The organism is Pseudomonas sp. TYF_14 (genome assembly GCF_043105275.1).
GTDB classification, from domain to species: Bacteria; Pseudomonadota; Gammaproteobacteria; order Pseudomonadales; family Pseudomonadaceae; genus Aquipseudomonas; species Aquipseudomonas alloputida.
The window spans coordinates 88,570-109,175 of the sequence record NZ_JBICLK010000029.1 but is presented as its reverse complement, the minus strand read 5'-3'; the positions used below and the strand labels follow the sequence as shown (position 1 = coordinate 109,175).

The window sequence follows — 20,606 nt, the reverse complement described above, 5'->3', positions numbered from 1 at the left end:
AGTGCCGATCATGTTTTCTGTGGGCAGAGGCAGCAAGTAGGGCGCTTCTGAGGGCGGCGTAGGAAACGTCTTAAGATGCTGGGCGGTGGTCTAACCTCAGGGTCTACAAGGCAGCAGCCCCCGCCTTGGCCACCTGGGCATCCTGTTCGGATTTGACGCCGGATACACCAATGGCGCCCACCACCTGGCCTTCCACCCGCAGCGGCACGCCACCTTCAAGGCTGGTCAGCAGGGGGGCGGTCACGAATGCCGTACGGCCACCATTGACCATCTCTTCATAATCCCGCGTCTCTTTGCGCCCCAGTGCGGCGGTGCGGGCCTTTTCCATCGCGATGTAGGCACTGGCCGGCGCGCAGCCGTCCAGGCGTTCCAGGGCCAGTGGGTGGCCGCCGTCGTCGACCACGGCGATGGTCACGCTCCATTGTCGGGCCTGGGCTTCCTGGCGGGCGGCGGTCAGTACGCGGGCGATTTCGGTCTGGCCGATAACGAACTTGCTAAGCATGGGCGGGCTCCGGGTTCAAGGCTGCTTCGACGATTTCGACCCAGTGGCGCACGGGCGTGCGTCCAGCTCCGTCGAGGTGGGCCTGGCAGCCTATGTTGGCTGTGGCAATGAGGTGCGGTTTACCGCTTTCCAGCGCATTCAGACGATTGTCGCGAAGTTGCAGTGACAGTTCTGGCTGGGTCAGCGAATAGGTCCCCGCCGAGCCACAGCACAGGTGGCCATCGGGCACCGAGGTCAGGGTAAAGCCAAGCCGCGTCAGCAACGCTTCCACCGCGCCGCCCAGCTTCAGTGCGTGCTGCAGGGTGCATGGGCAGTGGAAGGCCAGTCGCTGTTCGGCGCACAGGGCCAATTGTTCGATCGGCTCATCGCGCAGGATTTCCACCAGATCGCGGGAAAGGGCGCTGACCCGGGCGGCCTTGGCAGCGTAATGGGGGTCTTTTTCCAGCAGGTGGCCATAGTCGCGGACAAACGCACCGCAGCCGCTGGCGGTCTGCACGATAGCCTCGACACCCGCTTCGATGGCGGGCCACCAGGCGTCGATATTGCGCCGTGCCCGCTGCAGGCCTTGCTCCTGGGCATTCAGGTGATAGTCCACCGCGCCACAGCATCCGGCCTGCCGGACCGGTTGCACACTGATACCCAGGCGGTCGAGCAGCCGCGCAGCAGCGGCATTGGTATTGGGTGACAGGGCCGGCTGCACGCAGCCTTCCAGCATCAGTACCCGGCGTGCATGGCGAACTGCCGGACGCTGGCCCGGTGTGGTGACCTGCGCCGGCAACTTGCGTTTGACTGAGGCCGGTAGCAGCGGGCGCAGCACCTGGCCGCTGCGGGTCAGGGCCTTGAACAGTGCCGGGCGCGGCACCACCGCACGCAGGCCCAGGCGCAACAGGCGCTGGCCGAGTGGGCGTGGCACCTGCTGCTCGACCACTGCGCGGCCGATGTCCAGCAGGTCGTGGTACTTCACCCCCGATGGGCAGGTGGTTTCGCAGTTGCGGCAGGTCAGGCAGCGGTCCAGGTGCAATTGGGTGCTGGCGGTGACCGGCTCGCCTTCGAGCATCTGCTTGATCAGGTAGATGCGCCCGCGAGGGCCGTCGAGTTCGTCGCCCAGCAACTGGTAAGTGGGGCAGGTGGCGGTGCAGAAGCCGCAATGTACGCAGGTGCGCAGGATGCGCTCGGCTTCGTCGGCGCGGGCCAGGCGGCGCGAGGTTTCGCTAAGGTTGGTTTGCATGGGCTGGCCTCACAGGTCCGGGTACAGGCGACCAGGGTTGAACACCCCCTGGGGATCGAGCTGCTGCTTGAGGGCGCGGTGATAGCGCATCAGTGCAACCGGCAGCGGCGGGCTGCTGGCTGCACCGGGGGCGTAGCAGGTGGCGTGGCCGCCCACCCTGGCGACCTGGTCGCGAATGGCCTGCGCCGGTGCGCAGGTCTTGAGCCAGCGCTGGGCACCCCCCCAGTCGATCAGTTGCTGGCCGGGCAGGTCCAGCTCGCCGGTGACGGTGGGTACGGACAGGCGCCACAGGGGGGCGGCGTCGGCAAAGAACGCCAGGCGCTGTTCGCGCAGGTCGCTCCAGAAGCGGTTATCGAGCGTGTCGCCCCCCAGCCGCTGGCGTGCCGACTGCACCGACCCTTCGCCGCCTTCCAGGCGCAGGTACAGCGTTTCGCCTTCATGGCAGGCGGCGCTGATCGGCAGCGGTTGCTGACCCCATTCGGCCAGCTCGGCCAGCGCTTCATTGCGGCCCATTGGCAGGCGCAGGCTCAGGCACAGGCGCGGGCGTGGCAGCACTTTCAGCGAAACCTCGGTCAGCAGCCCCAGGCATCCGAAGCTGCCCGCCATCAGGCGTGACACATCGTAGCCGGCGACGTTCTTCATCACCTCGCCACCAAAGCGCAGCAGCTTGCCGTGGCCGGTGATTACCCGTGTACCCAGTACAAAGTCGCGCACCGACCCGGCCCACGGCCGTCGCGGGCCAGACAACCCGGCCGCAACCATGCCGCCCAAGGTGGCCTCGGGGCCCAGGTGAGGTGGTTCGCAGGGCAGCATCTGGCCGGCCTCGTGCAGGGCTGCCTCGATCTCGCGCAGGGGGGTACCGGCGCGGGCCGTGAGTACCAGCTCGGTGGGGTCGTAGCTGACGATGCCGCGGTGCTTGCGGGTGTCGAGTACTTCGCCAGCCACCGGGTTGCCGAGCATCGCTTTGCTGTTGCTGCCCTGGATACGTAGCGGCGTACCTTCGTTCAGCGCCTGGTTGACCTGCTCCAACAGCGTCTGGCTCATGTCGCGGTCCATGCTCATCAGAAGCGCTCCAGCTCGGGGAAGGGCAGTTGCCCCTGGTGCACGTGCAGGGCGCCGAATTCGGCGCAGCGGTGCAGGGTGGGAATGTTCTTGCCGGGGTTGAGCAGGCCCTGGGGGTCGAAGGCGGCCTTCACCGCGTGGAACAGGGTAATTTCGTCGCTGTTGAACTGCGCGCACATCTGGTTGATCTTCTCGCGCCCCACGCCGTGTTCACCGGTGATGCTGCCGCCCACTTTCACACACAGCTCCAGAATCTTGCCGCCGATCGCTTCGGCACGCTCCAGCTCGCCGGGCAGGTTGGCATCGAACAGGATCAAAGGGTGCATGTTGCCGTCGCCGGCATGGAACACGTTGGCCACCCGCAGGCCGTACTCCGCGGACAGGTCGCTGATGCCCTTGAGCACCCGTGGCAACTCGCGGCGCGGGATGGTGCCGTCCATGCAGTAGTAGTCCGGGGAGATGCGTCCCACGGCCGGGAAGGCGTTCTTGCGCCCGGCCCAGAAACGAGCGCGCTCGGCTTCGTCGCAGGCCAGGTGCACCTCGCGGGCCCCGGCTTGCGTCAGCACGGCGGCGACGCGCTCGCAGTCGTCGTAAACATCGGCTTCCACGCCATCCAGTTCGCACAGCAGGATCGCCGCCGCGTCCACCGGGTAGCCGGCATGGATGAAGTCTTCAGCGGCGCGGATCGCCAGGTTGTCCATCATCTCCAGGCCGCCGGGAATGATGCCGGCAGCGATGATGTCGGCGACTGCCCGGCCGGCGTCCTCGACGCTGTCGAAACTGGCCAGTATCACCCGCGCCACCTGGGGCTTGGGCAGCAGCTTGACGGTGACTTCGGTGACGATACCGAGCATGCCTTCGGAGCCGATGAACAATGCCAGCAGGTCGAAGCCGGGGCTGTCCAGGGCATCGCTGCCCAGGCTCAGGCGTTCGCCCTCGACCGTAAGGATGTCCACCTTGAGCACATTGTGTACGGTCAGGCCGTACTTGAGGCAGTGCACGCCACCGGCGTTTTCGGCGACGTTGCCACCGATCGAGCAGGCAATTTGCGAGGAAGGGTCGGGTGCGTAGTACATACCATGGGGTGCGGCGGCCTGGGAGATGGCCAGGTTGCGTACGCCCGGTTGCACGCGGGCGTAACGCCCCTGCGGGTTGACCTCGAGGATACGGTTGAAGCGCGCCATCACCAGCAGGATGCCCTTGGCCAGCGGCAGGGCACCACCGGACAGGCCGGTACCGGCGCCACGCGCAACCACCGGTACGCCGCGCTGGTGGCAAAGCTTCAACAGCGTCTGCACCTGTTCCAGGCGCTCGGGCAGTACCACCAGCAGTGGCACGGTGCGGTAGGCCGACAGGCCGTCGCATTCGTACGGTTTGAGGTCTTCATCGCGGTGCAGGATTTCAAGGTCCGGCAGTGCATCGCGCAGCGCCTGCAACAGGGCGGCCAGGTCCACGTTGGGCAGCGCGCCATCGACGCGTTCGTCATACAGGATATTCATTGGCTCACTCGCAACGGTTTTTGTTGTTGTTGGCGAAGCGGTCACCGATGCAGCGTGCGCGTGCTAGCGTTCGGGGTCGAGTGAGATGTTGACTGGTCCTACCAGTTTCTTCGGGCAGTACTGTCTATTCACGGTTCTGTCTGGCTAGATTGGCGATATAAGTCAAAGTGGTCCTACCAGCAGGAGTGTGCGCAGTGGGTACTGAAGGCAAGGCCAAGGTCGCCGACCAGGTGGCCGAACGGGTTGAGCGGCTTATCGTCGAAGGCGTGCTCAAGGTGGGCCAGGCACTGCCGTCGGAGCGGCGTCTGGTGGAAAAGCTTGGCTGTTCACGTTCGGCCTTGCGCGAGGGCCTGCGCGTTCTGCGTGGGCGCGGCATCATCGACACCGAACAGGGGCGGGGTTCGTTCGTCGCCGATCTCACCGGGCAGGCGGGTGCTACGCCTTTGATGCACCTGTTCAGTTCGCAACCGCGCACGCTGTTCGACCTGCTGGAGGTCCGGGCGTTGCTGGAGGCAGAGTCGGCGCGGCTGGCGGCGTTGCGGGCTACCGACGTCGACCGCCTGCTGATCCGCCGGCGCTACGAAGAAATGCTGGCTGCGCACGAGGCTGCGCAGGCGCTCGATGCCCGTGAGCATGCCCGCCGTGACCATGCCTTTCACCGGGCGATCAGTGAGGCGTCGCATAACCCGGTGCTGGTGCATACCCTGCAATCGCTCAGTGACCTGACCTTGAGCACGGTGTTCGCTTCGGTCAACAACCTGTATTGCCGGCCAGCGCAGAAACGCCAGATTGATCGGCAGCATGCGCGCTTGTATCGCGCGGTCATGGAGCAACTGCCCGAGCAGGCGCAGCGGGCCGCGCGCGAGCATGTCAATGGCATACGCGACAGTTTGCGGGAGATCGAGCAGGAAGAGCAGCGCCTGGTCAGGGCGACCATGCGCATGGATGGCTGGGGGTGAAACGGCCCTGTACCGGCCCTCTCGTGTCGAACCGCCGCGCAAGGGCCGGTACAGGTTTACTCAATGGTCAGCCACAGGGTCATCTTGCGACAAGATAGCCCGGGCCAGTTCTTCATCATTGGCCTGTAGCCCTGGATGGTCCTTGCGGGCCTGTTCAAGCGCCGACTCCACATAGGCGCCGCGGATGGCACCGCCGCTGGCGACGAATGCTGAAAGTTCGTCACGGGCCGGGATGATGCGTTTGTCATCCTTGAAGGTCGAATACAGCGAAGCGGAAACACCGGCCGAGGTAGCGACGTCGCCCGCATCGACGCGGGCGAGGGCAGCTCCGGCAGGCATCAGAAGCAGCAGCGCAGGGGCGAGCAGTAGGTGGCGCATGTCGTGTTCTCCAGAAGCGTGAAGCACAGGGAAATAAACCACTCAGTGAGTAAGACGGGTGGGGAGTGCGGGTAGTTCCCTTTCTCTGGCTTGAGAGTGTCGGGCCTGACGATGGATTGACCGCGTCGGGACGCGCGTGATTTGCTTGGGTGGATGGTGCTTCGCGGGCAAATCCGCAGAGGGCCCTGCCGATCATTCAAAGGAAACTGAAGGTTCGCCCATGTCCGACTACAAGCTGCATTGCTTCGCCGAATCCGGCAACGCCTACAAGGCTGCGCTCATGCTTGAACTCACCGGCCAGAACTGGCAGCCGGTGTTCGTCGACTTCTTCCACGGCCAGACGCGTGAGCAAACCTGGCGCGATGAGGTGAACGAGCAGGGCGAGGTGCCGGTGATGGAGCATGCTGGCAAGCGCTTCACCCAGTCTGCGCTGATTCTGGAATACCTTGCCGAACAGACCGGCCAGTTCGGGCCTCGCGATGAAGATGAAAAGCGCGAGATCTGGCGCTGGATGCTGTTCGACAACCATAAGTTCACCAGCTATTACGCTGCGCTGCGCTTTTTGTTTTGCCTGAAGAACACCGGCGAAACCGATGTGACGCGGTTCCTGCGCGAGCGTGCCACGGCGGCTTACCGTATTGTCGACGCGCACCTGGCGAAGACGCCATTCATGGTCGGTGGCCGGTTGACCATCGCCGACCTGTCGTTGGCCGGGTATGTGTTCATGCCGGAAGACACCGGTATCCCGTTGGCAGTGTTCACGCACATCGAGGCGTGGAAAGCCCGCATCCAGGCACTGCCGGGGTGGAAACACCCGTATGAGCTGATGCCGCGCACGGCATCCTGACCCATTCGCGGCAAAAACCGGCACCACGGCGGCCCGGCGAAATCACGTGTGTGGCACACCCCGAGTGGGTGCGCCGCCCGCATACTCCGGCTTCAGGTGCCCTTGCTCGTCCAGCAGATAAGCATCCATCACCTCCCGCACCACCGGCCCTGCGACCCGGCCTCCAGCCTCACCGTTCTCGATCATTACCGCCACCACCACACTGGGGTGCTCAGCCGGAGCAAAGCCGACAAACAGGGCGTTGTCGCGGTGGCGCTCAAGGGTCTTGTTGCGGTTGTAACGCTCACCCTGCTTGATCGCCACCACCTGCGCGGTACCGCTTTTGCCGGCAATTCGGTACTGGGCACCGGCGGCCGCGGCGCGGGCAATGCCGCGCGGGTCGTGCATGACCATCTGCATGCCCTGGCTGACCTGGTCCCAGGCATGCTTGTCGTGCAGCACGATGTCGGGCATGGGGTTTGGGTCGATCGGCGTATCGCCGCCCACGGTCATGGCCAGGTGCGGGCGGTGCCACACGCCCTTGCTTGCCAGCAGGCTGGTGGCCTGGGCCAACTGCAGGGGGGTGACCTGCATGTAACCCTGGCCAATGCCAAGGATCAGCGTCTCGCCGGGGAACCAGGCCTGGCGTCGTGTGGCGCGCTTCCACTCGGCCGAGGGCATCAGCCCGGAGGCTTCCTCGAACATGTCCAGCGACACCTTCTGGCCCAGGCCGAACTCGGCCATGTAGTCGTGCAGCCGGTCGATGCCCAACTTGTGCGCCAGGTCGTAGAAGTAGGTGTCGTTGGAACGCATGATGGCGGTGTACATGTCCACCCAGCCGTCGCCGCTGCGGTTCCAGTTGCGGTACTTGTGGTCATAGTTGGGCAGTTCGTAGTAGCCCGGGTCGAACACCCGGCTGCCAGGGGTGATCACCCCGCTGTCGAGGCCAGCGATGGCCACTTCAGGCTTCACGGTCGAGCCGGGCGCATACAGGCCGCGCAGGACGCGGTTGAACAGTGGGCGGTCGATGGAGTCGCGCAGCGCGGCATACTGCTTGAAGCTGATGCCCTTGACGAACAAGTTGGGGTCGAAGCTGGGGTTGCTGACCATCGCCAGTACGTCACCATTGGCCGGGTCCAATACCACCACCGAGCCACGGCGGTCACCCAGCGCTTTTTCTGCGGCTATCTGCAAATGGGCGTCGAGGGTGAGGACTATATCCTGCCCGGGGGTCGGGTCCTTGTGGTTGAGCACGCGCATCACCCGCCCCTGAGCGTTGGTCTCGACCTCTTCGTAGCCCACGTGGCCATGCAGTTGGCTTTCGTAGAAGCGCTCGATGCCGGTCTTGCCAATCGATTGGGTGCCGCGGTACTCAGTGCTGTCGAGCGTTTTGGCTTCTTTCTCGTTGATGCGCCCCACATAGCCCACTGAATGCGCGAAATGCCCGGCCAGTGGGTACTCGCGGATGAACTGCGGCTCCACCTCCAGGCCCGGCAGGCGGAACTGGTTCACCGCTACCAGGGCGATCTGCTCCTCGCTCAGGCCCACCATAAGGGTTACGGGCTCGAACGGTTTGCGGCCACGGCGCAGGTCCTTGTCGAACTGCTTACGGTCGTCTTCGGTCAGGCCCAGCACCTGCGTCAGGGTGTCGAGCACCTTGGCCGAGTCGCCGCCGGCCCGCTCCCGGGTCATGGTCAGGTCGAAGCTGGGCTTGTTGTCGGCCAGTACCACGCCGTTGCGGTCGTAGATCAGCCCGCGTTCGGGGGCGATGGGCAGCACGTGCACGCGGTTGTTTTCCGACACGGCCGTTTGCTGGTCGTGCTGCATCACTTGCAGTACATAGAGCCGGCCCACCAAGACGGCACACAGGCTGAACACCATGGCAGCGCAGGCCAGAAGCCGACGGTTGACCAGGTGCTTTTCCTTTTCGTGGTCCTTTAGCGGGATGGGTTGCGGCATCTGTGAATCGATCCTGAGGGGTGGCAATACGCGCGCGATCGGGCCGCGGATGCTACGCAACCCGTACCGCACCCTCAAGACGAGCCCCGGCTGCCCGCTGGCTGGCATCGGCTGTGTGCCCCATGATCAGGGCGCTGAGGGGGAATATGAAGATTTGTTCATTGCGGAGTCATGATGACGAGTCAGGGGTGGTTTTTTATGATTTGTGGATCCACAAATCGATTCTGTTCGGTAACCGAACATCAGTTTTCGTTGGTTGTGAATTTATAAACTATTGAATTTATTTATAAAAAATATGATTTTTACTGGCAATGAACTGAAATTGGTCGCGCCTGATAGTTAGGCAGTGGTTTCGTCACGTTGTCTGTGGATCCATTATCTGGTTGATTAGCGCCTGACAACGGCCGGAGCCCTCCTGCCGTATGCGATAACAATTACAAAAAGGGTCCAGTCATGAATGGCTATCCAGCGGCACTGAACCGTCAGGGTTCCTCCCGTTGCGCCTGCGCGTGCGCATCGTTCCTCTCGCCTTTGGCCAAGCCTGGCCGGCAGGTGACCCCATGAATACCGATCTCAAGCAACGTCTGGACAACGACCCGATGGGTCGCTTTCAGTGCCTGGCCATTGGTATTTGCATCATCCTCAACATGATCGATGGCTTCGACGTGCTGGTCATGGCCTTCACCGCCGCCTCGGTGTCTGCCGAGTGGGGCCTGAATGGGGCGCAGGTTGGGCTTCTGCTCAGTGCCGGCTTGTTCGGTATGGCGGCCGGGTCATTGTTCATCGCGCCGTGGGCTGACCGCTTTGGCCGACGTCCGCTGATCCTGCTGTGTCTGGCGCTGTCCGGTATCGGCATGCTGCTCTCGGCACTGAGCCAGAGCCCGCTGCAACTGGCGCTGCTGCGCGGCCTGACCGGGCTGGGCATCGGTGGCATCCTGGCCAGCAGCAATGTGATTGCCAGTGAATATGCCAGCAAACGCTGGCGCGGCTTGGCGGTGAGCCTGCAGTCCACTGGCTATGCGCTGGGTGCGACCCTTGGCGGTTTGCTGGCGGTATGGCTGCTGGGGCATTGGGGCTGGCGCTCGGTATTTCTGTTTGGCGGCGTCGTCACCGTACTGGTGATCCCGCTGGTACTGCTGTGGTTGCCAGAGTCGCTGGACTTTCTGCTGGCACGCCGGCCGGCCAATGCTCTGGCCCGGGTCAACCGCCTGGCCGTGCGCCTTGGCCAGCCGGCATTGGCGCAACTACCGGCTGTTGCCGCAAGGGCAGAGGGTGCCAAAACCGGGTTCAGGCAGCTGCTGGCGCCGGCCATGCGCCGCACCACGCTGGTGATCTGGTTGCTGTTCTTCCTGGTCATGTTCGGCTTCTACTTCGTGATGAGCTGGACGCCGAAACTGTTGGTGGCCGCCGGCTTGTCGGCCCAGCAAGGCATCACCGGCGGCGTGCTGTTGAGCGTGGGCGGCATCGTTGGCGCGGCGCTGATCGGCGGCCTGGCTTCGCGCTGGCCACTGACTCGCGTGCTGGCGTTGTTCATGCTCATCACCGCCGCGCTGCTGGTGCTGTTCGTGGCCAATGGTGCCTCGGTCACTGCGGCGCTGGCGTTGGGCCTGCTGATCGGGCTGTTTTCCAACGGCTGCGTGGCTGGGCTGTATGCCTTGTCGCCGGTGGTCTATGACGCATCGGTACGCGCCACCGGTGTGGGTTGGGGGATCGGCATCGGCCGCATGGGCGCGATCCTGTCGCCGACCGTAGCTGGCGTGCTGCTCGATGGTGGCTGGCAACCCCTGCATCTGTATGGCGTGTTCGCCAGCGTGTTCGTGCTTGCCGCAGGTTGCCTGCTGCTGTTGCGCCCAACGGCCAAGCCTGCGTCTGCCTTGCCTGCTGATGCACTGAGCCACTGAGTGTAACCCGGCCTGGCCGGGTATCTGAATGCAACTTACTGCTCCGGGTCATGCTGGCCTGGGGCGGTCTGCTGCGCCTATTGAACGTGGAGAACAATAATAATGATGGACACAACTTGCACGCTGGCCCGTTCGGTCCTGGCTGTTTCGCTGGCGTTTGGCCTTGGTTTGCCGGCCTGGGCGCAAGAGGGTGGCTTCTTTGAGGATGCCAAGGGTGGGCTGACATTGCGCAACTACTACTTCAACCGCGATTTCCGCGACCCGGGGGCCGCCAAGGGCAAGGTTGAAGAGTGGGCCCAGGGTTTCATCTTCAAGTTCAGCTCTGGCTACACCCCGGGGCTGATCGGTTTTGGCCTGGATGGTATCGCCCTGTTCGGCGTGAAGCTGGACAGCGGCGGCGGTACAAGCGGCTCAGAACTGTTGCCGGTGCACGATGACGGGCGAGCGGCCGACGACTACGGTCGGGCCGGGCTGGCGGCGAAGCTGCGTATGTCCGCGACCGAGCTGAAGGTGGGGGAGTTGTTGCCGGATATTCCGCTGTTGCGTTACGACGATGGCCGCCTGCTGCCGCAGACCTTCCGTGGTGCCATGCTCGACTCGCGGGAAATCGAAGGCCTGAGCCTGCAGGCCGGCCAGTACCGCGAGGTGAGCCTGCGCCACTCTTCGGACATGCAGGACCTATCTGCCTGGGCCGCGCCCGGGGTCACCTCGGACGGCTTCAACTACGCCGGCGCCGAGTACCGCTTCAACCAGCAGCGAACACTGATCGGCGCCTGGCACTCGCAATTGGAGGACATCTACCAGCAAAGCTACTTCAACCTGCTGCACAGTCAGCGGGTAGGGGAGTGGACGTTGGGGGCCAACCTTGGCTACTTCATCGACCGGGATGACGGACAGGCGCGCATCGGCGACATCCAGAGCCGCACCGGTTACGCTTTGCTGTCAGCTTCGCACAGTGGCCACACGCTGTACCTGGGGTTGCAGAAGGTCAGTGGCGACAGTCAGTGGATGTCGGTTTACGGCAGCAGTGGGCGAACCCTGGGCAACGACATGTTCAACGGTAACTTCAGTAATGCTGACGAGCGTTCGTGGCAAGTGCGTTACGACTACAACTTTGCCGCGCTCGGTGTGCCAGGGCTGCTGGCCATGGTGCGGTACGGGCATGGCGAGAACGCCACCACGGCGGCGGGCAGCAATGGCAAGGAGTGGGAGCGCGATGCCGAGGTGAACTACACCTTCCAGAGCGGGGCTTTGAAGAACCTCAACATCCGGCTGAACAACGCGACCAACCGGCGCAGCTTCAACAGTGATCTCGACCAGACGCGCCTGATCGTCAGCTATCCGCTGACCTTGTAGGGGCGGGTTCACCCGCGAACACCGGCGCAGCCGGTGCCATGTTCCGCGTTGCCTGCTTCGCGGGTGAACCCGCTCCTACAACAGGCCTGCAGCAACCCCTCGGCTTGCGCTAAGATGCCCGCTCATGTCTTTGGAAGTCGCCTGGATGAGCAAACCCGGTCAGATGGTGCTGGTTGCGTTGCGCAAGATGATCGCTTCAGGCGAGTTGGCGGCCGGCGAGCGCTTGATGGAAGTCCCAACCGCTGAACTGTTCGGCGTTTCACGCATGCCGGTGCGCATGGCATTTCGCACCCTCGAACAGGAAGGCCTGCTGGTGCGCTTTGGTGGCCGGGGGTTTCAGGTGCGCTCGGTCAGCGCCGATGACATCGCGGGTGCGGTCGAGGTGCGCGGTGTGCTGGAGGGGTTGGCGGCGCGTCAGGCTGCAGAACGTGGCTTGTCGGTGCAAGCACGCGCTGCGTTGCAACAATGCCTGGTCGACGGCGATCAACTGTTCGACAAGGGCTTTGTGAGCGAAGACGACTTGCAGGTCTATCACGACCTGAACATGCGCTTTCATCAGGTGATCATCGACGCCAGCCACAACCCGGCCATTGCCGTTGCCCTGGCGCGCAACGATCACCTGCCATTCGCCTCGGTCACCGCACTGGCGGTGGACCGCCATGATCTGGCTCGCGAATACCGGCGCTTCAACTTCGCCCATATGCAGCACCACGCCGTGTTCGACGCCCTGGTCAACCGCCAGGGTGCCCGCGCCGAAGCGATCATGCGCGAGCACGCCAATGCCACCTTGCGCTATGCCGAAACCTTTGGCGGGGCTGCGGCAGACGCGGGCATGAAAGTCATCCTGCCCTCGTCGTAAGCCGGGTCAGATGTCCAGCACCAGCAGCGGCGTCTTCGAGCGCGAGCAGCAGGGCGTGAACTGATCGTTCAGGGCCTGTTCCTCTTCGGTGAGAAACAGATCGCGATGGTCCGGTGTGCCCTGCAGCACGCGTGTCAGGCAGGTGCCGCAAATACCCTGCTCGCACGACATGGCGATCTCGATACCGTTCTCTTCAAGCACCTGCACCACGGTCCGGTCAGCTGGCACCTCGAACACTTGTCCCGTGCTGCCCACCTGCACCGAGAAACTGCCACCGTTGCTGGCATCCACCGGTGCTGCGGCGAAGTACTCGCGGTGCAGGTTGGCCTCCTGCCAGCCCAGCCCCTTCGCGCTGTCCAGCACATGCTGCATGAACCCGCCGGGCCCGCATACATACAGGTGCACATCATCTTGCGGGTTGCCCAGCACCTGGGCGATGTCCAGCGCCGTTTCCGGCTGCTCGTCAAAATGCACGAACAGCCGATCAGCGAACGGCGCGCTGCGGATCCGCTCGACAAACGCCGCACGCTCGCTGGAGCGGGCACAGTAGTGCAGCTCGAAGGCCTGGCCGCTGTGGGACAGCTGCTCGGCCATGCACAGGATTGGGGTAATGCCGATACCGCCAGCAAACAGCAAACTGCGCTGCGCACCCTCGGCCAGCGGGAACAGGTTGCGCGGCGCACTGATACGCAGCCGGGCGCCGGCCTGCACCTGCTCGTGCAGGCTACGTGAGCCGCCCCGCGAAGCCGGGTCGTTGAGTACGCCAATCAGATAGCGATGGCGTTCTTCGGGATGGTTGCACAGCGAATACTGGCGCACCAGCCCGTCGGGCAGGTGCACGTCGATATGGGCGCCGGCGCTGAACGCCGGCAGCAGGCTGCCATCTGCCGCGGCCAGCTCGAAGCTGCAGATACCCTGCGCTTCATCGTTACGGGATACCACTACGGCATCGATCATGTCGGCTGTTCCTCAGGCAGGGTTGGCGCTGGTGGCGATCAGTTGCGGCTGCGGCGCACGCTCTTGGGCGATGATCCGCTCCAGCACTTTGCGTGACTGCACGCCGCCGGCGTCGATATTCAGCTTCAGCAAGTTGCGCTCGGGGTGGGCCAGCAGGTTCTGCTGCTGGCGTTCGAGCATTTCCAGGTCTTCGCTGAAAATCTTGCCCTGGCCCTCACGAATGTTGTCGGTCAGGGTCTGGTCGTGCGCAGCGAAGTTGCGCGCCATGCCCCAGAAGTACCAGATAGAGGTATCGCTCTCAGGGGTGATGAAGTCGACCACGATGCTCGACGCCTTATGCTGTGCCTCGGCGTGGTAGCCGCCCTTGCCGGCATGCGCTACACCCACTTCGATCAGCACATGGCTAGGTGGGGTGAAACGGCAGATCTGCCAGCGGTCCACTGGTACATCGTCGGCCAGGCCATTGCCACGCAAGGCCATGCGCCAGAACGGTGGCGCCATGATGTTTTCCATGTGCCGGGCGGTGACCACTTCGTCGCCGGTCACGGTGGTGACCGGCGGTGCCTCGTCGATCTCCTTCTGGCCGATGCTGGAGGCGTGCACATAGGTTTCATGGGTGAGGTCCATGAGGTTGTCGATCATCAGGCGGTAGTCGCAACCGATGTGGAACAGCCCGCCGCCGTAGGCCCACTCATCACTCACCGCCCATTCCAGATGCGGAATCAGCGCCGGGTCGGCCTGCGCCTGGTCACCGGGCCAGACCCAGATGAAGCCATAGCGCTCGACGGCCGCAAAGGTCTTGTTGCAGGGGAAGCCACGCACCCGTTGGCCCGGCATCGACACGGTCTTGCCGTCGCAACCCATCACCAGGCCGTGGTAGCCGCACACCAGGTTGCCGTCCTCGACATAGCCCAACGACAACGGTGCGCCGCGGTGCGGGCAGAAGTCCTCGACGGCGGCTACTTGGTTCTCGCGGGCGCGGTAGAACACGATTTTTTCCCCGCAGATCTGTCGGCCCAGGGGTTTGGTGGCGATCTCATCGGGGGTGCAGGCGACGTACCAGGTGTTTTTGGGGTACATGGGAGGCTCTCCGGGTTTTGTTTTTATTTAATGGATCCATTAAGGCTACGGTCGGCGTGGTAGGTCAATGCATTTTGCTTGGTAAGTGCAGATTCTGTGCGATTATCGGTTTTTAGTGGATCCATTGATGGGGCCCCTCTGCGATTCGAGGGGGCGGCTGCAGCGGCACGTCGTCTGAACAGGAAGGCACCGGCGAGATCGATCAATGCGGCCGGTGCGGGAGCAGGCCTGGCCGAACCTGCTATGCCTAAAGGGACACCCAACCCATCAAGGCCACTCGATGCTAGCCATCGAACAACTCTACAAATCATTCCCCACCCCCCAAGGCCCGCTCCCCATTTTGCAGGGGGTGGACATGCGCCTGGCGCGGGGCAGCAGCCTGGCGCTGATGGGCGAGTCGGGCAGCGGCAAGAGTACTTTGCTGCACCTGGTGGCTGGCCTGGACCGAGCGGACAGTGGCCGTATTCTGATCGACGACGTTCCGCTCGATGGCCGTTCGGAAGCGTCGCTGGCGCAGTGGCGACGGGAGGGGATCGGCCTGGTGTTTCAGCAGTACAACCTGATCAGCAGCCTGGACGTGGGCCTGAACCTTACCTTCCAGGCCCGTCTCGCCGGGCGGCATGACCCGCATTGGGCGGCTTACCTGGCGCAGCGCCTGGGCCTGGCGGACCTGCTCGGGCGTTACCCGGAACAACTGTCTGGCGGCCAGCAGCAGCGCGTCGCGATCGGCCGTGCGCTTGCCGGGCGCCCGGCCTGGCTATTGGCTGACGAACCGACCGGCAGCCTCGATGAAGCCAGCAGTGACGAGGTGCTGAGTTTGTTGCTGCAGTTGGTCGCCGAAGCCGGCAGCGGGGTACTGATGGTGACCCACAGCCCGCGGCTGGCGGCGCGTTTGCAGCACCGTTGCTACCTGCAGGCCGGCCGCTTGCGGCCCGAGCAGGGCTGATGAAGCTTTTGTCGCTGGCCCTGTTGGCGCTGCTCAGCCACTGGCGGCGCCATCGTGTGCAGTGCTTCAGCATCTTCACTGGCCTGTGGCTGGCCACGGCGTTGTGGACCGGCGTGCAGGCGTTGAACAGCCAGGCACGCAGCGACTATGCCCGGGCCAGCGCGGTATTGACCGGGCCGCTGCAGGCGCAACTGATCGCGCGCAATGGCGAGCGCTTCGATCAGGCGTTGTACGTGCAACTGCGCAGGCTGGGCTGGGCTGTTTCGCCGGTGCTGGAAGGGCGCTTGCGCTTGCCGGGCGAGCCCGCACGCAGTGTGCGACTGATCGGCATCGAGCCGTTGAGCCTGCCACCTGCCAGTAGCATTGCCGGGGTGCAGGTGCAGGCATTCGATCTGCAAGCGTTCGTCGGCTCGCCCGGGCAAGCCTGGGTTGGACCAGACACCTTGCGTCAACTGAACACAAGCCCCGGATCGCCGACCCGCGACAGTGAAGGGCAGTTGCTGCCGCCTATGGTTTTGCAGCCTGCGTTGGCACCCGGGGTCATCGTGGTGGACATCGGCCACGCGCAGACGTTGCTGAACGCACCGGGGCAGTTGTCTCGTCTGCTGCTGGCCGATACCCCCGGGCCGTTGCCTGCGGATATCGCCCGCTATCTTGAACTGCAGCCGCGGCAGGACGATGGTGGCTTGCAGCGCCTGACCGACAGTTTCCACCTCAACCTGACCGCGCTCGGCCTGCTGGCGTTCGTCGTCGGCTTGTTCATTGCCCACGCCGCAATCGGTCTGGCGCTGGAGCAGCGCCGTGGGCTGATCCGTAACCTGCGCGCGTGCGGCGTCAGCCTGAAGACCCTGCTGTGCGCCCTGGTGCTGGAGCTGGGCTTGTTCGCGGCACTGGGTGGGCTGGCCGGGGTGGCCAGTGGTTACGCATTGGCCGCGTGGCTGCTGCCCGACGTGGCCGCCAGCCTGCGTGGCCTGTATGGCGCCCAGGTCGCCGGCACGTTGAGCCTGCCGGCGGGCTGGTGGCTGCTGGGTGTGCTGGTGAGTGTCCTCGGTGCATTGCTGGCCGGCTTGGAGAGTGTAATGCGCGCTGCCCGGTTGCCTTTGCTGGCGCTGGCGCAACCCCAGGCCTGGCGACTGGCGCAGGGGCCATGGTTGCAACGGCAGGCTTTGCTAGCGGGCCTGCTGCTGTTGCTGGCCTTGGGCTGTGGTGTCTTCGGGGCTGGCTTGCTTAGCGCGTTCGCCATGCTGGCAGGGTTGCTGCTGGCGGCGGCGCTGCTGTTGCCGGCCTTGCTCGATCAGGTACTGGCCTGGCTGGCGCGTCGTTGCCACCGGCCATTGGCGCAATGGTTCGTGGCTGACAGCCGCCAGCAGCTGCCAGCCCTGAGCCTGGCGTTGGTCGCCCTTTTGCTGGCCCTGGCTGCCAGTGTTGGCGTGGGCAGCATGACCGAGGGTTTTCGCAAGACGTTTGTCGGTTGGCTTGACCTGCGCCTCTCCGCCGACCTGTATGTCACCCCGCGGGACACGGCCCAAGGCTTGCAGATAGTCGAGTGGCTCAAGCAGCAGCCCGGGGCCAGCGTGGTCATGCCCGGCTGGCGCGCAGACATGCAGCTGCAAGGTTGGCCGGTGCAAGTGCAGGGCATTGTCGATCACCCTGCCTATCGTACGCGCTGGCCATTGCTGGAACAGCATTCGCGCGCCTGGCAGCAACTGGCCAGCGGACAAGCCGTGATGCTCAGTGAGCAGTTGGCCAGGCGATTGAACCTGCAACTGGGTGACAGCCTGAAGCTGCCCGCAGGCACGCCAGCCATGCCCGTGGTGGGGATCTATGCCGATTACGGCAACCCCAAGGGGCATGTACTGGTCAATGCCGGCTGGTTGCGCGTCCACTGGCCACAGGCAACCCTGGCCGGCTTGAGTGTCGACCTGAACGCTGAAGGGGTGGCATCGCTCAAGGCCGCGCTGCAACAGCACTTTGCCCTGGATGACAGCCGGGTGGTCGAGCAGGCGCGCCTGAAACGCTGGTCGACCGACGTCTTCAACCGCACCTTTGCCGCCACCGCAGCTCTCAACAGCCTTACCCTTGGCGTGGCCGGTGTGGCGTTGTTCATCAACCTGCTGACCCTGGGCCAGGCGCGGCTGGGCCAGTTGGCACCGCTGTGGGCACTGGGGGTGCGGCGCATGCAACTGGTCTGGTTGAGCCTGGGGCAGACACTCATGCTCAGCGGCTTCACCGTACTGCTGGCGATTCCGCTTGGGCTGTTGCTGGCCTGGTGCCTGGTCGCGGTGGTGAACGTGCAGGCCTTCGGCTGGCGTTTACCGCTGTATGTGTTCCCCATGCAACTGCTGCAGTTGACCGTGCTGGGCATGCTCACCAGCCTGCTGGCCTGCGCCTGGCCGCTGTGGCAGCTGGCGCGCCGCCCGCCGCGCGAACTGTTGAGACCGTTGTCCGATGAAGCTTAGTGCGTGGCTGTTGCTGAGCGGGTTGTTGTTGTGCGGCTGTGATCAGCCTGCACCGCAAAGCTATGCCGGGCTCGGGCAGCAGGCTGGCGAGTTCAGCCAGGTGACCCGCGATCATCGTCTGGTCTTCCCGCATGACCACGGTCCCCACGATGGCTTTCGTATCGAGTGGTGGTATGTCACCGCCAACCTCAAGGACGCCCAGGGCCGTGACTGGGGCGCCCAGTGGACACTGTTCCGCTCGGCCTTGCGCCCCGGTCCGGAGACCAGCGGCTGGAACAGCCCGAACCTGTGGATGGGGCATGCAGCACTGACCGCGCCGGGTGGCCATCAGGCTGCTGAAACCCTGGCGCGGGGGGGGATCGGCCAGGCCGGCGTGCAGGCCCAGCCGTTTCGCGCATGGATCAATGACTGGGTGTTGCAGGGCCAGGGCGGTATCGAACAGCTACAGATGGTCGCAAGTGGCGATGGTTTTCGCTATGACCTGCAGTTGCACAGCGATCTTCCCTTGGTGCTGCATGGTGAGCAGGGCTACAGCGAAAAATCTGGCAAGGGCCAGGCTTCGTACTATTACAGCCAGCCGTTCTACCAGGTCCAGGGGCAGGTCCAGCGTGGCAGCTTGTGCATCGCGGTTACCGGGCAGGCCTGGCTGGACCGGGAATGGAGCAGCCAGCCGCTGGCCCCCGGGCAGACCGGCTGGGACTGGTTTTCCCTGCACCTGGACAGTGGCGCCAAGCTGATGCTGTTCCAGGTACGGGAAGCCCACGGGGAACCCTATCGCGCCGGGACCTGGGTAGGGCCACAAGGTGACGTGGTGGCACTGGACGCCGCACAGATCCAGCTGCAGGCCCTGGCCTGGTCTGCGCAGAAAAACGGCAAGCAGGTACCGACGCGCTGGCGGGTGCAAGTGCCGGAGCATGGGGTGGATGTGCAGGTCGATGCCGTTGAGCCGCAGGCGTGGATGCAGACACGGTTCCCGTACTGGGAAGGGCCGGTACGCTTGAAGGGGAGTGCGGGCGGGCGCGGGTATCTGGAGATGACCGGCTACTAGTGCAACAACGTTTGAGCAAGACAGTTGTTCCCATAAAGGTCGCGCCAGACCCTTCAATCCTTGATCAGCCCTCGCAGCACTGCCCGCGCTTCTTCAGTACGCAAGCATTCGATGAACAACTGGCTTTCCCGCGCCACCGTGGCCTCCAGCTCTGCCCGCTGGCTGTCCTTGAGAAGCCGCTTGCTGATACGCAGTGCCGCCTGCGGGTAGCCTTGCAGCTGCCGCGCCAGCGTGCGGGCAGCTTCCAGGCACTGTTCGCCGTTTTCATGCAGCTCATTGGCCAGCCCCCAGGCCAGCATCTGTTCGCCATCCAGCAATGCATTGGTCAGCAGCAAGCGTGCCGCCCGGGCCTGGCCAAGCACACGCGGCAGCAGCAGGCTGGAACCAAACTCCGGGCACACACCCAGCGGCGCGAAAGGCATGCGCAGCTTGGTCGAGCGGCTGACCAGCACCTGGTCGCAGTGCAGCAACAGGGTGGCCCCGATGCCGATCGCCGCACCACTGACCGCTGCGATCAGCGGCTTGTCCAGGCCCATGACCACCCGCATCAGGCGGAACACTGGGCTGTCCAGGTCGCTGGGCGGGTTGTCGAGGAAGTCGCGAAGGTCGTTGCCAGCGCTGAAGCAGTGCGGCCCACCGGTGATGATGATGGCATCGACAGCGGGGTCTTCACCTGCCGCCAGCAACAGGTCACCCAGCAGCTGGTACATGGCAGTGTTCAGGGCATTGAGCTTGTCGGGGCGGTTGAAGGCCAGGGTCAGCAGGCCTTGGTCCAGCTCGCGTGTGATCAGGTCGTTCATGGCAGCCGCTTTTGTTGTTGTGAGAGGGCCCTGCCGGGCAGTGGTGCTTAGGGTTTATCACGCAGTCCGGCTTGTTGTACAGTCGTTCAGTCCAGCCCCTAACCAGAGACCCACCGATGACTCAGGAAGCCCGCTACCACCGCATGCTGCCGGAATTGCGCAAAGCCAACCTGGTCGAGGCGACCCTGGTGTGCCTCAAACGCCATGGTTTCCAGGGGGCGTCGATCCGCAAGATTTCGGCCGAGGCCGGGGTCTCGGTCGGGCTGATCAGCCACCATTACGCGGGCAAGGACGAACTGGTGGCAGAGGCTTACATGGCCGTCACCGGTCGGGTGATGGGCCTGTTGCGTGAGGCCATGGCCCAGGCCGCGCCCAATGCCCGCGAGCGGCTGTCCGCGTTCTTTCGTGCCTCGTTCTGCGCCGAGCTGCTCGACCCGCAATTGCTCGATGCCTGGCTGGCTTTCTGGGGGGCGGTGAAGACCGCCGACGCGATCAACCAGGTGCACGACCACTCCTACGGCGAGTACCGCAACGAACTTGGCCAGCTACTGGCCAGGCTGGCCGAGGAGGAGGGCTGGCAGGGCTTCGATGCCGACCTGGCGGCCATCAGCCTGAGCGCCTTGCTCGACGGCCTGTGGCTGGAGTCGGGCCTGAACCCCGGCACCTTCACCCCCGAGCAGGGCGTGATCATCTGCGAGGCCTGGGTCGACGGCCTGCAGGCCGGTGGCCGCAGGCGCTTCAGCCTGTCCGAGGGCTGTTGATCGCCTGTTCAGTAACGAGTACGCTG

At 64.3% G+C, this 20,606-nt stretch carries 18 protein-coding genes; 9 read left to right on the top strand and 9 right to left on the bottom strand.

Annotated elements, in window-relative coordinates:
• Window positions 1-103: 103 nt before the first annotated feature.
• From ACF8O8_RS08220 to glcD, 4 genes are read right to left on the bottom strand one after another with little or no spacing between them, the layout of a single operon-like run.
• Window positions 104-502: a heme-binding protein gene (locus ACF8O8_RS08220; protein WP_020192880.1), complete on the bottom strand. Its 399-nt coding sequence runs from the start codon at window positions 500-502 to the stop codon at window positions 104-106.
• Window positions 495-1,730 (bottom strand): glycolate oxidase subunit GlcF, encoded by a 1,236-nt coding sequence (gene glcF, locus ACF8O8_RS08215; RefSeq protein WP_274144663.1) that lies wholly within the window; start codon window positions 1,728-1,730, stop codon window positions 495-497. The genes ACF8O8_RS08220 and glcF overlap by 8 nt, the downstream gene beginning before the upstream one ends.
• 9 nt (window positions 1,731-1,739) lie before the next feature.
• Entirely contained in the window at window positions 1,740-2,792 is a 1,053-nt protein-coding gene (gene glcE, locus ACF8O8_RS08210) for a glycolate oxidase subunit GlcE (RefSeq protein WP_392509501.1), read from the bottom strand.
• Window positions 2,792-4,291 carry a glycolate oxidase subunit GlcD gene (gene glcD, locus ACF8O8_RS08205; RefSeq protein ID WP_392509500.1) on the bottom strand — a complete coding sequence of 500 codons (1,500 nt, stop codon included), beginning with the start codon at window positions 4,289-4,291 and terminating at the stop codon, window positions 2,792-2,794. The genes glcE and glcD overlap by 1 nt, the downstream gene beginning before the upstream one ends.
• A gap of 194 nt (window positions 4,292-4,485) precedes the next feature.
• Between glcD and glcC the strand changes: the two genes are divergently transcribed.
• Window positions 4,486-5,250, top strand: a complete 765-nt coding sequence (glcC, locus tag ACF8O8_RS08200) for a transcriptional regulator GlcC (RefSeq protein ID WP_392509499.1) — start codon at window positions 4,486-4,488, stop codon at window positions 5,248-5,250.
• Window positions 5,251-5,310: 60 nt separating this feature from the next.
• Here the strand turns inward: glcC and ACF8O8_RS08195 are convergent, their stop codons facing one another.
• On the bottom strand, window positions 5,311-5,628 hold the full coding sequence (locus ACF8O8_RS08195) for a DUF2388 domain-containing protein (protein WP_014590534.1): 318 nt from the start codon (window positions 5,626-5,628) through the stop codon (window positions 5,311-5,313).
• A 220-nt stretch (window positions 5,629-5,848) separates the two neighbouring features.
• Here ACF8O8_RS08195 and ACF8O8_RS08190 point away from each other — a divergent pair, with 220 nt between their 5' ends.
• A complete protein-coding gene (locus tag ACF8O8_RS08190; RefSeq protein WP_392509498.1) occupies window positions 5,849-6,475 on the top strand; it encodes a glutathione S-transferase family protein in 627 nt (208 codons plus the stop codon).
• 42 nt (window positions 6,476-6,517) lie between these two features.
• On the opposite strand, the gene mrdA is transcribed toward ACF8O8_RS08190, so the two are convergent.
• Entirely contained in the window at window positions 6,518-8,413 is a 1,896-nt protein-coding gene (mrdA, locus tag ACF8O8_RS08185; protein WP_392509497.1) for a penicillin-binding protein 2, read from the bottom strand.
• 560 nt (window positions 8,414-8,973) lie between these two features.
• Here mrdA and ACF8O8_RS08180 point away from each other — a divergent pair.
• The 3 genes from ACF8O8_RS08180 to ACF8O8_RS08170 all read left to right on the top strand — a co-directional run bounded on the left by ACF8O8_RS08180 (window position 8,974) and on the right by ACF8O8_RS08170 (window position 12,529).
• Window positions 8,974-10,314 carry an MFS transporter gene (locus tag ACF8O8_RS08180; protein WP_060489344.1) on the top strand — a complete coding sequence of 447 codons (1,341 nt, stop codon included), beginning with the start codon at window positions 8,974-8,976 and terminating at the stop codon, window positions 10,312-10,314.
• 102 nt (window positions 10,315-10,416) lie between these two features.
• Window positions 10,417-11,670, top strand: coding sequence for an OprD family porin (locus ACF8O8_RS08175; RefSeq protein ID WP_020192871.1), 1,254 nt, complete (start codon window positions 10,417-10,419; stop codon window positions 11,668-11,670).
• A gap of 145 nt (window positions 11,671-11,815) precedes the next feature.
• The gene (locus tag ACF8O8_RS08170) at window positions 11,816-12,529 is read left to right on the top strand and encodes a GntR family transcriptional regulator (RefSeq protein WP_003256147.1); all 714 of its coding nucleotides are present in this window, start codon (window positions 11,816-11,818) and stop codon (window positions 12,527-12,529) included.
• A gap of 6 nt (window positions 12,530-12,535) precedes the next feature.
• Here ACF8O8_RS08170 and ACF8O8_RS08165 read toward each other — a convergent pair whose 3' ends face one another.
• Window positions 12,536-13,486: a PDR/VanB family oxidoreductase gene (locus tag ACF8O8_RS08165; RefSeq protein ID WP_392509496.1), complete on the bottom strand. Its 951-nt coding sequence runs from the start codon at window positions 13,484-13,486 to the stop codon at window positions 12,536-12,538.
• Window positions 13,487-13,498: 12 nt separating this feature from the next.
• Window positions 13,499-14,566: an aromatic ring-hydroxylating dioxygenase subunit alpha gene (locus ACF8O8_RS08160; protein ID WP_010954571.1), complete on the bottom strand. Its 1,068-nt coding sequence runs from the start codon at window positions 14,564-14,566 to the stop codon at window positions 13,499-13,501.
• Window positions 14,567-14,846: 280 nt separating this feature from the next.
• Here ACF8O8_RS08160 and ACF8O8_RS08155 point away from each other — a divergent pair, with 280 nt between their 5' ends.
• The 3 genes from ACF8O8_RS08155 to ACF8O8_RS08145 are packed head-to-tail and all read left to right on the top strand — an operon-like array spanning window position 14,847 to window position 19,019.
• Window positions 14,847-15,512 carry an ABC transporter ATP-binding protein gene (locus ACF8O8_RS08155; RefSeq protein WP_392509495.1) on the top strand — a complete coding sequence of 222 codons (666 nt, stop codon included), beginning with the start codon at window positions 14,847-14,849 and terminating at the stop codon, window positions 15,510-15,512.
• Window positions 15,512-17,971 (top strand): ABC transporter permease, encoded by a 2,460-nt coding sequence (locus ACF8O8_RS08150; RefSeq protein WP_392509494.1) that lies wholly within the window; start codon window positions 15,512-15,514, stop codon window positions 17,969-17,971. The genes ACF8O8_RS08155 and ACF8O8_RS08150 overlap by 1 nt, the downstream gene beginning before the upstream one ends.
• Window positions 17,961-19,019: a lipocalin-like domain-containing protein gene (locus ACF8O8_RS08145; protein WP_392509493.1), complete on the top strand. Its 1,059-nt coding sequence runs from the start codon at window positions 17,961-17,963 to the stop codon at window positions 19,017-19,019. The genes ACF8O8_RS08150 and ACF8O8_RS08145 overlap by 11 nt, the downstream gene beginning before the upstream one ends.
• A 53-nt stretch (window positions 19,020-19,072) precedes the next feature.
• Here ACF8O8_RS08145 and ACF8O8_RS08140 read toward each other — a convergent pair whose 3' ends face one another.
• On the bottom strand, window positions 19,073-19,819 hold the full coding sequence (locus ACF8O8_RS08140) for an enoyl-CoA hydratase-related protein (RefSeq protein ID WP_010954567.1): 747 nt from the start codon (window positions 19,817-19,819) through the stop codon (window positions 19,073-19,075).
• Window positions 19,820-19,935: 116 nt separating this feature from the next.
• Here ACF8O8_RS08140 and ACF8O8_RS08135 point away from each other — a divergent pair, with 116 nt between their 5' ends.
• Complete coding sequence (locus ACF8O8_RS08135; RefSeq protein WP_010954566.1) at window positions 19,936-20,580, top strand: TetR family transcriptional regulator C-terminal domain-containing protein; 645 nt, start codon at window positions 19,936-19,938, stop codon at window positions 20,578-20,580.
• Window positions 20,581-20,606 lie beyond the last annotated feature (26 nt).

What these genes read in the sequence shown, in the direction of transcription:
- ACF8O8_RS08135 (WP_010954566.1), top strand. Translation starts at nt 19,936, where the DNA reads ATGACTCAGGAAGCCCGCTACCACCGCATGCTGCCGGAATTGCGCAAA.
- glcD (WP_392509500.1), bottom strand. Translation starts at nt 4,291, where the DNA reads ATGAATATCCTGTATGACGAACGCGTCGATGGCGCGCTGCCCAACGTG.
- ACF8O8_RS08220 (WP_020192880.1), bottom strand. Translation starts at nt 502, where the DNA reads ATGCTTAGCAAGTTCGTTATCGGCCAGACCGAAATCGCCCGCGTACTG.
- ACF8O8_RS08190 (WP_392509498.1), top strand. Translation starts at nt 5,849, where the DNA reads ATGTCCGACTACAAGCTGCATTGCTTCGCCGAATCCGGCAACGCCTAC.
- glcF (WP_274144663.1), bottom strand. Translation starts at nt 1,730, where the DNA reads ATGCAAACCAACCTTAGCGAAACCTCGCGCCGCCTGGCCCGCGCCGAC.
- ACF8O8_RS08145 (WP_392509493.1), top strand. Translation starts at nt 17,961, where the DNA reads ATGAAGCTTAGTGCGTGGCTGTTGCTGAGCGGGTTGTTGTTGTGCGGC.
- ACF8O8_RS08140 (WP_010954567.1), bottom strand. Translation starts at nt 19,819, where the DNA reads ATGAACGACCTGATCACACGCGAGCTGGACCAAGGCCTGCTGACCCTG.
- ACF8O8_RS08180 (WP_060489344.1), top strand. Translation starts at nt 8,974, where the DNA reads ATGAATACCGATCTCAAGCAACGTCTGGACAACGACCCGATGGGTCGC.
- ACF8O8_RS08150 (WP_392509494.1), top strand. Translation starts at nt 15,512, where the DNA reads ATGAAGCTTTTGTCGCTGGCCCTGTTGGCGCTGCTCAGCCACTGGCGG.
- ACF8O8_RS08165 (WP_392509496.1), bottom strand. Translation starts at nt 13,486, where the DNA reads ATGATCGATGCCGTAGTGGTATCCCGTAACGATGAAGCGCAGGGTATC.
- ACF8O8_RS08160 (WP_010954571.1), bottom strand. Translation starts at nt 14,566, where the DNA reads ATGTACCCCAAAAACACCTGGTACGTCGCCTGCACCCCCGATGAGATC.
- glcE (WP_392509501.1), bottom strand. Translation starts at nt 2,792, where the DNA reads ATGAGCATGGACCGCGACATGAGCCAGACGCTGTTGGAGCAGGTCAAC.
- ACF8O8_RS08155 (WP_392509495.1), top strand. Translation starts at nt 14,847, where the DNA reads ATGCTAGCCATCGAACAACTCTACAAATCATTCCCCACCCCCCAAGGC.
- mrdA (WP_392509497.1), bottom strand. Translation starts at nt 8,413, where the DNA reads ATGCCGCAACCCATCCCGCTAAAGGACCACGAAAAGGAAAAGCACCTG.
- ACF8O8_RS08170 (WP_003256147.1), top strand. Translation starts at nt 11,816, where the DNA reads ATGAGCAAACCCGGTCAGATGGTGCTGGTTGCGTTGCGCAAGATGATC.
- ACF8O8_RS08195 (WP_014590534.1), bottom strand. Translation starts at nt 5,628, where the DNA reads ATGCGCCACCTACTGCTCGCCCCTGCGCTGCTGCTTCTGATGCCTGCC.
- ACF8O8_RS08175 (WP_020192871.1), top strand. Translation starts at nt 10,417, where the DNA reads ATGATGGACACAACTTGCACGCTGGCCCGTTCGGTCCTGGCTGTTTCG.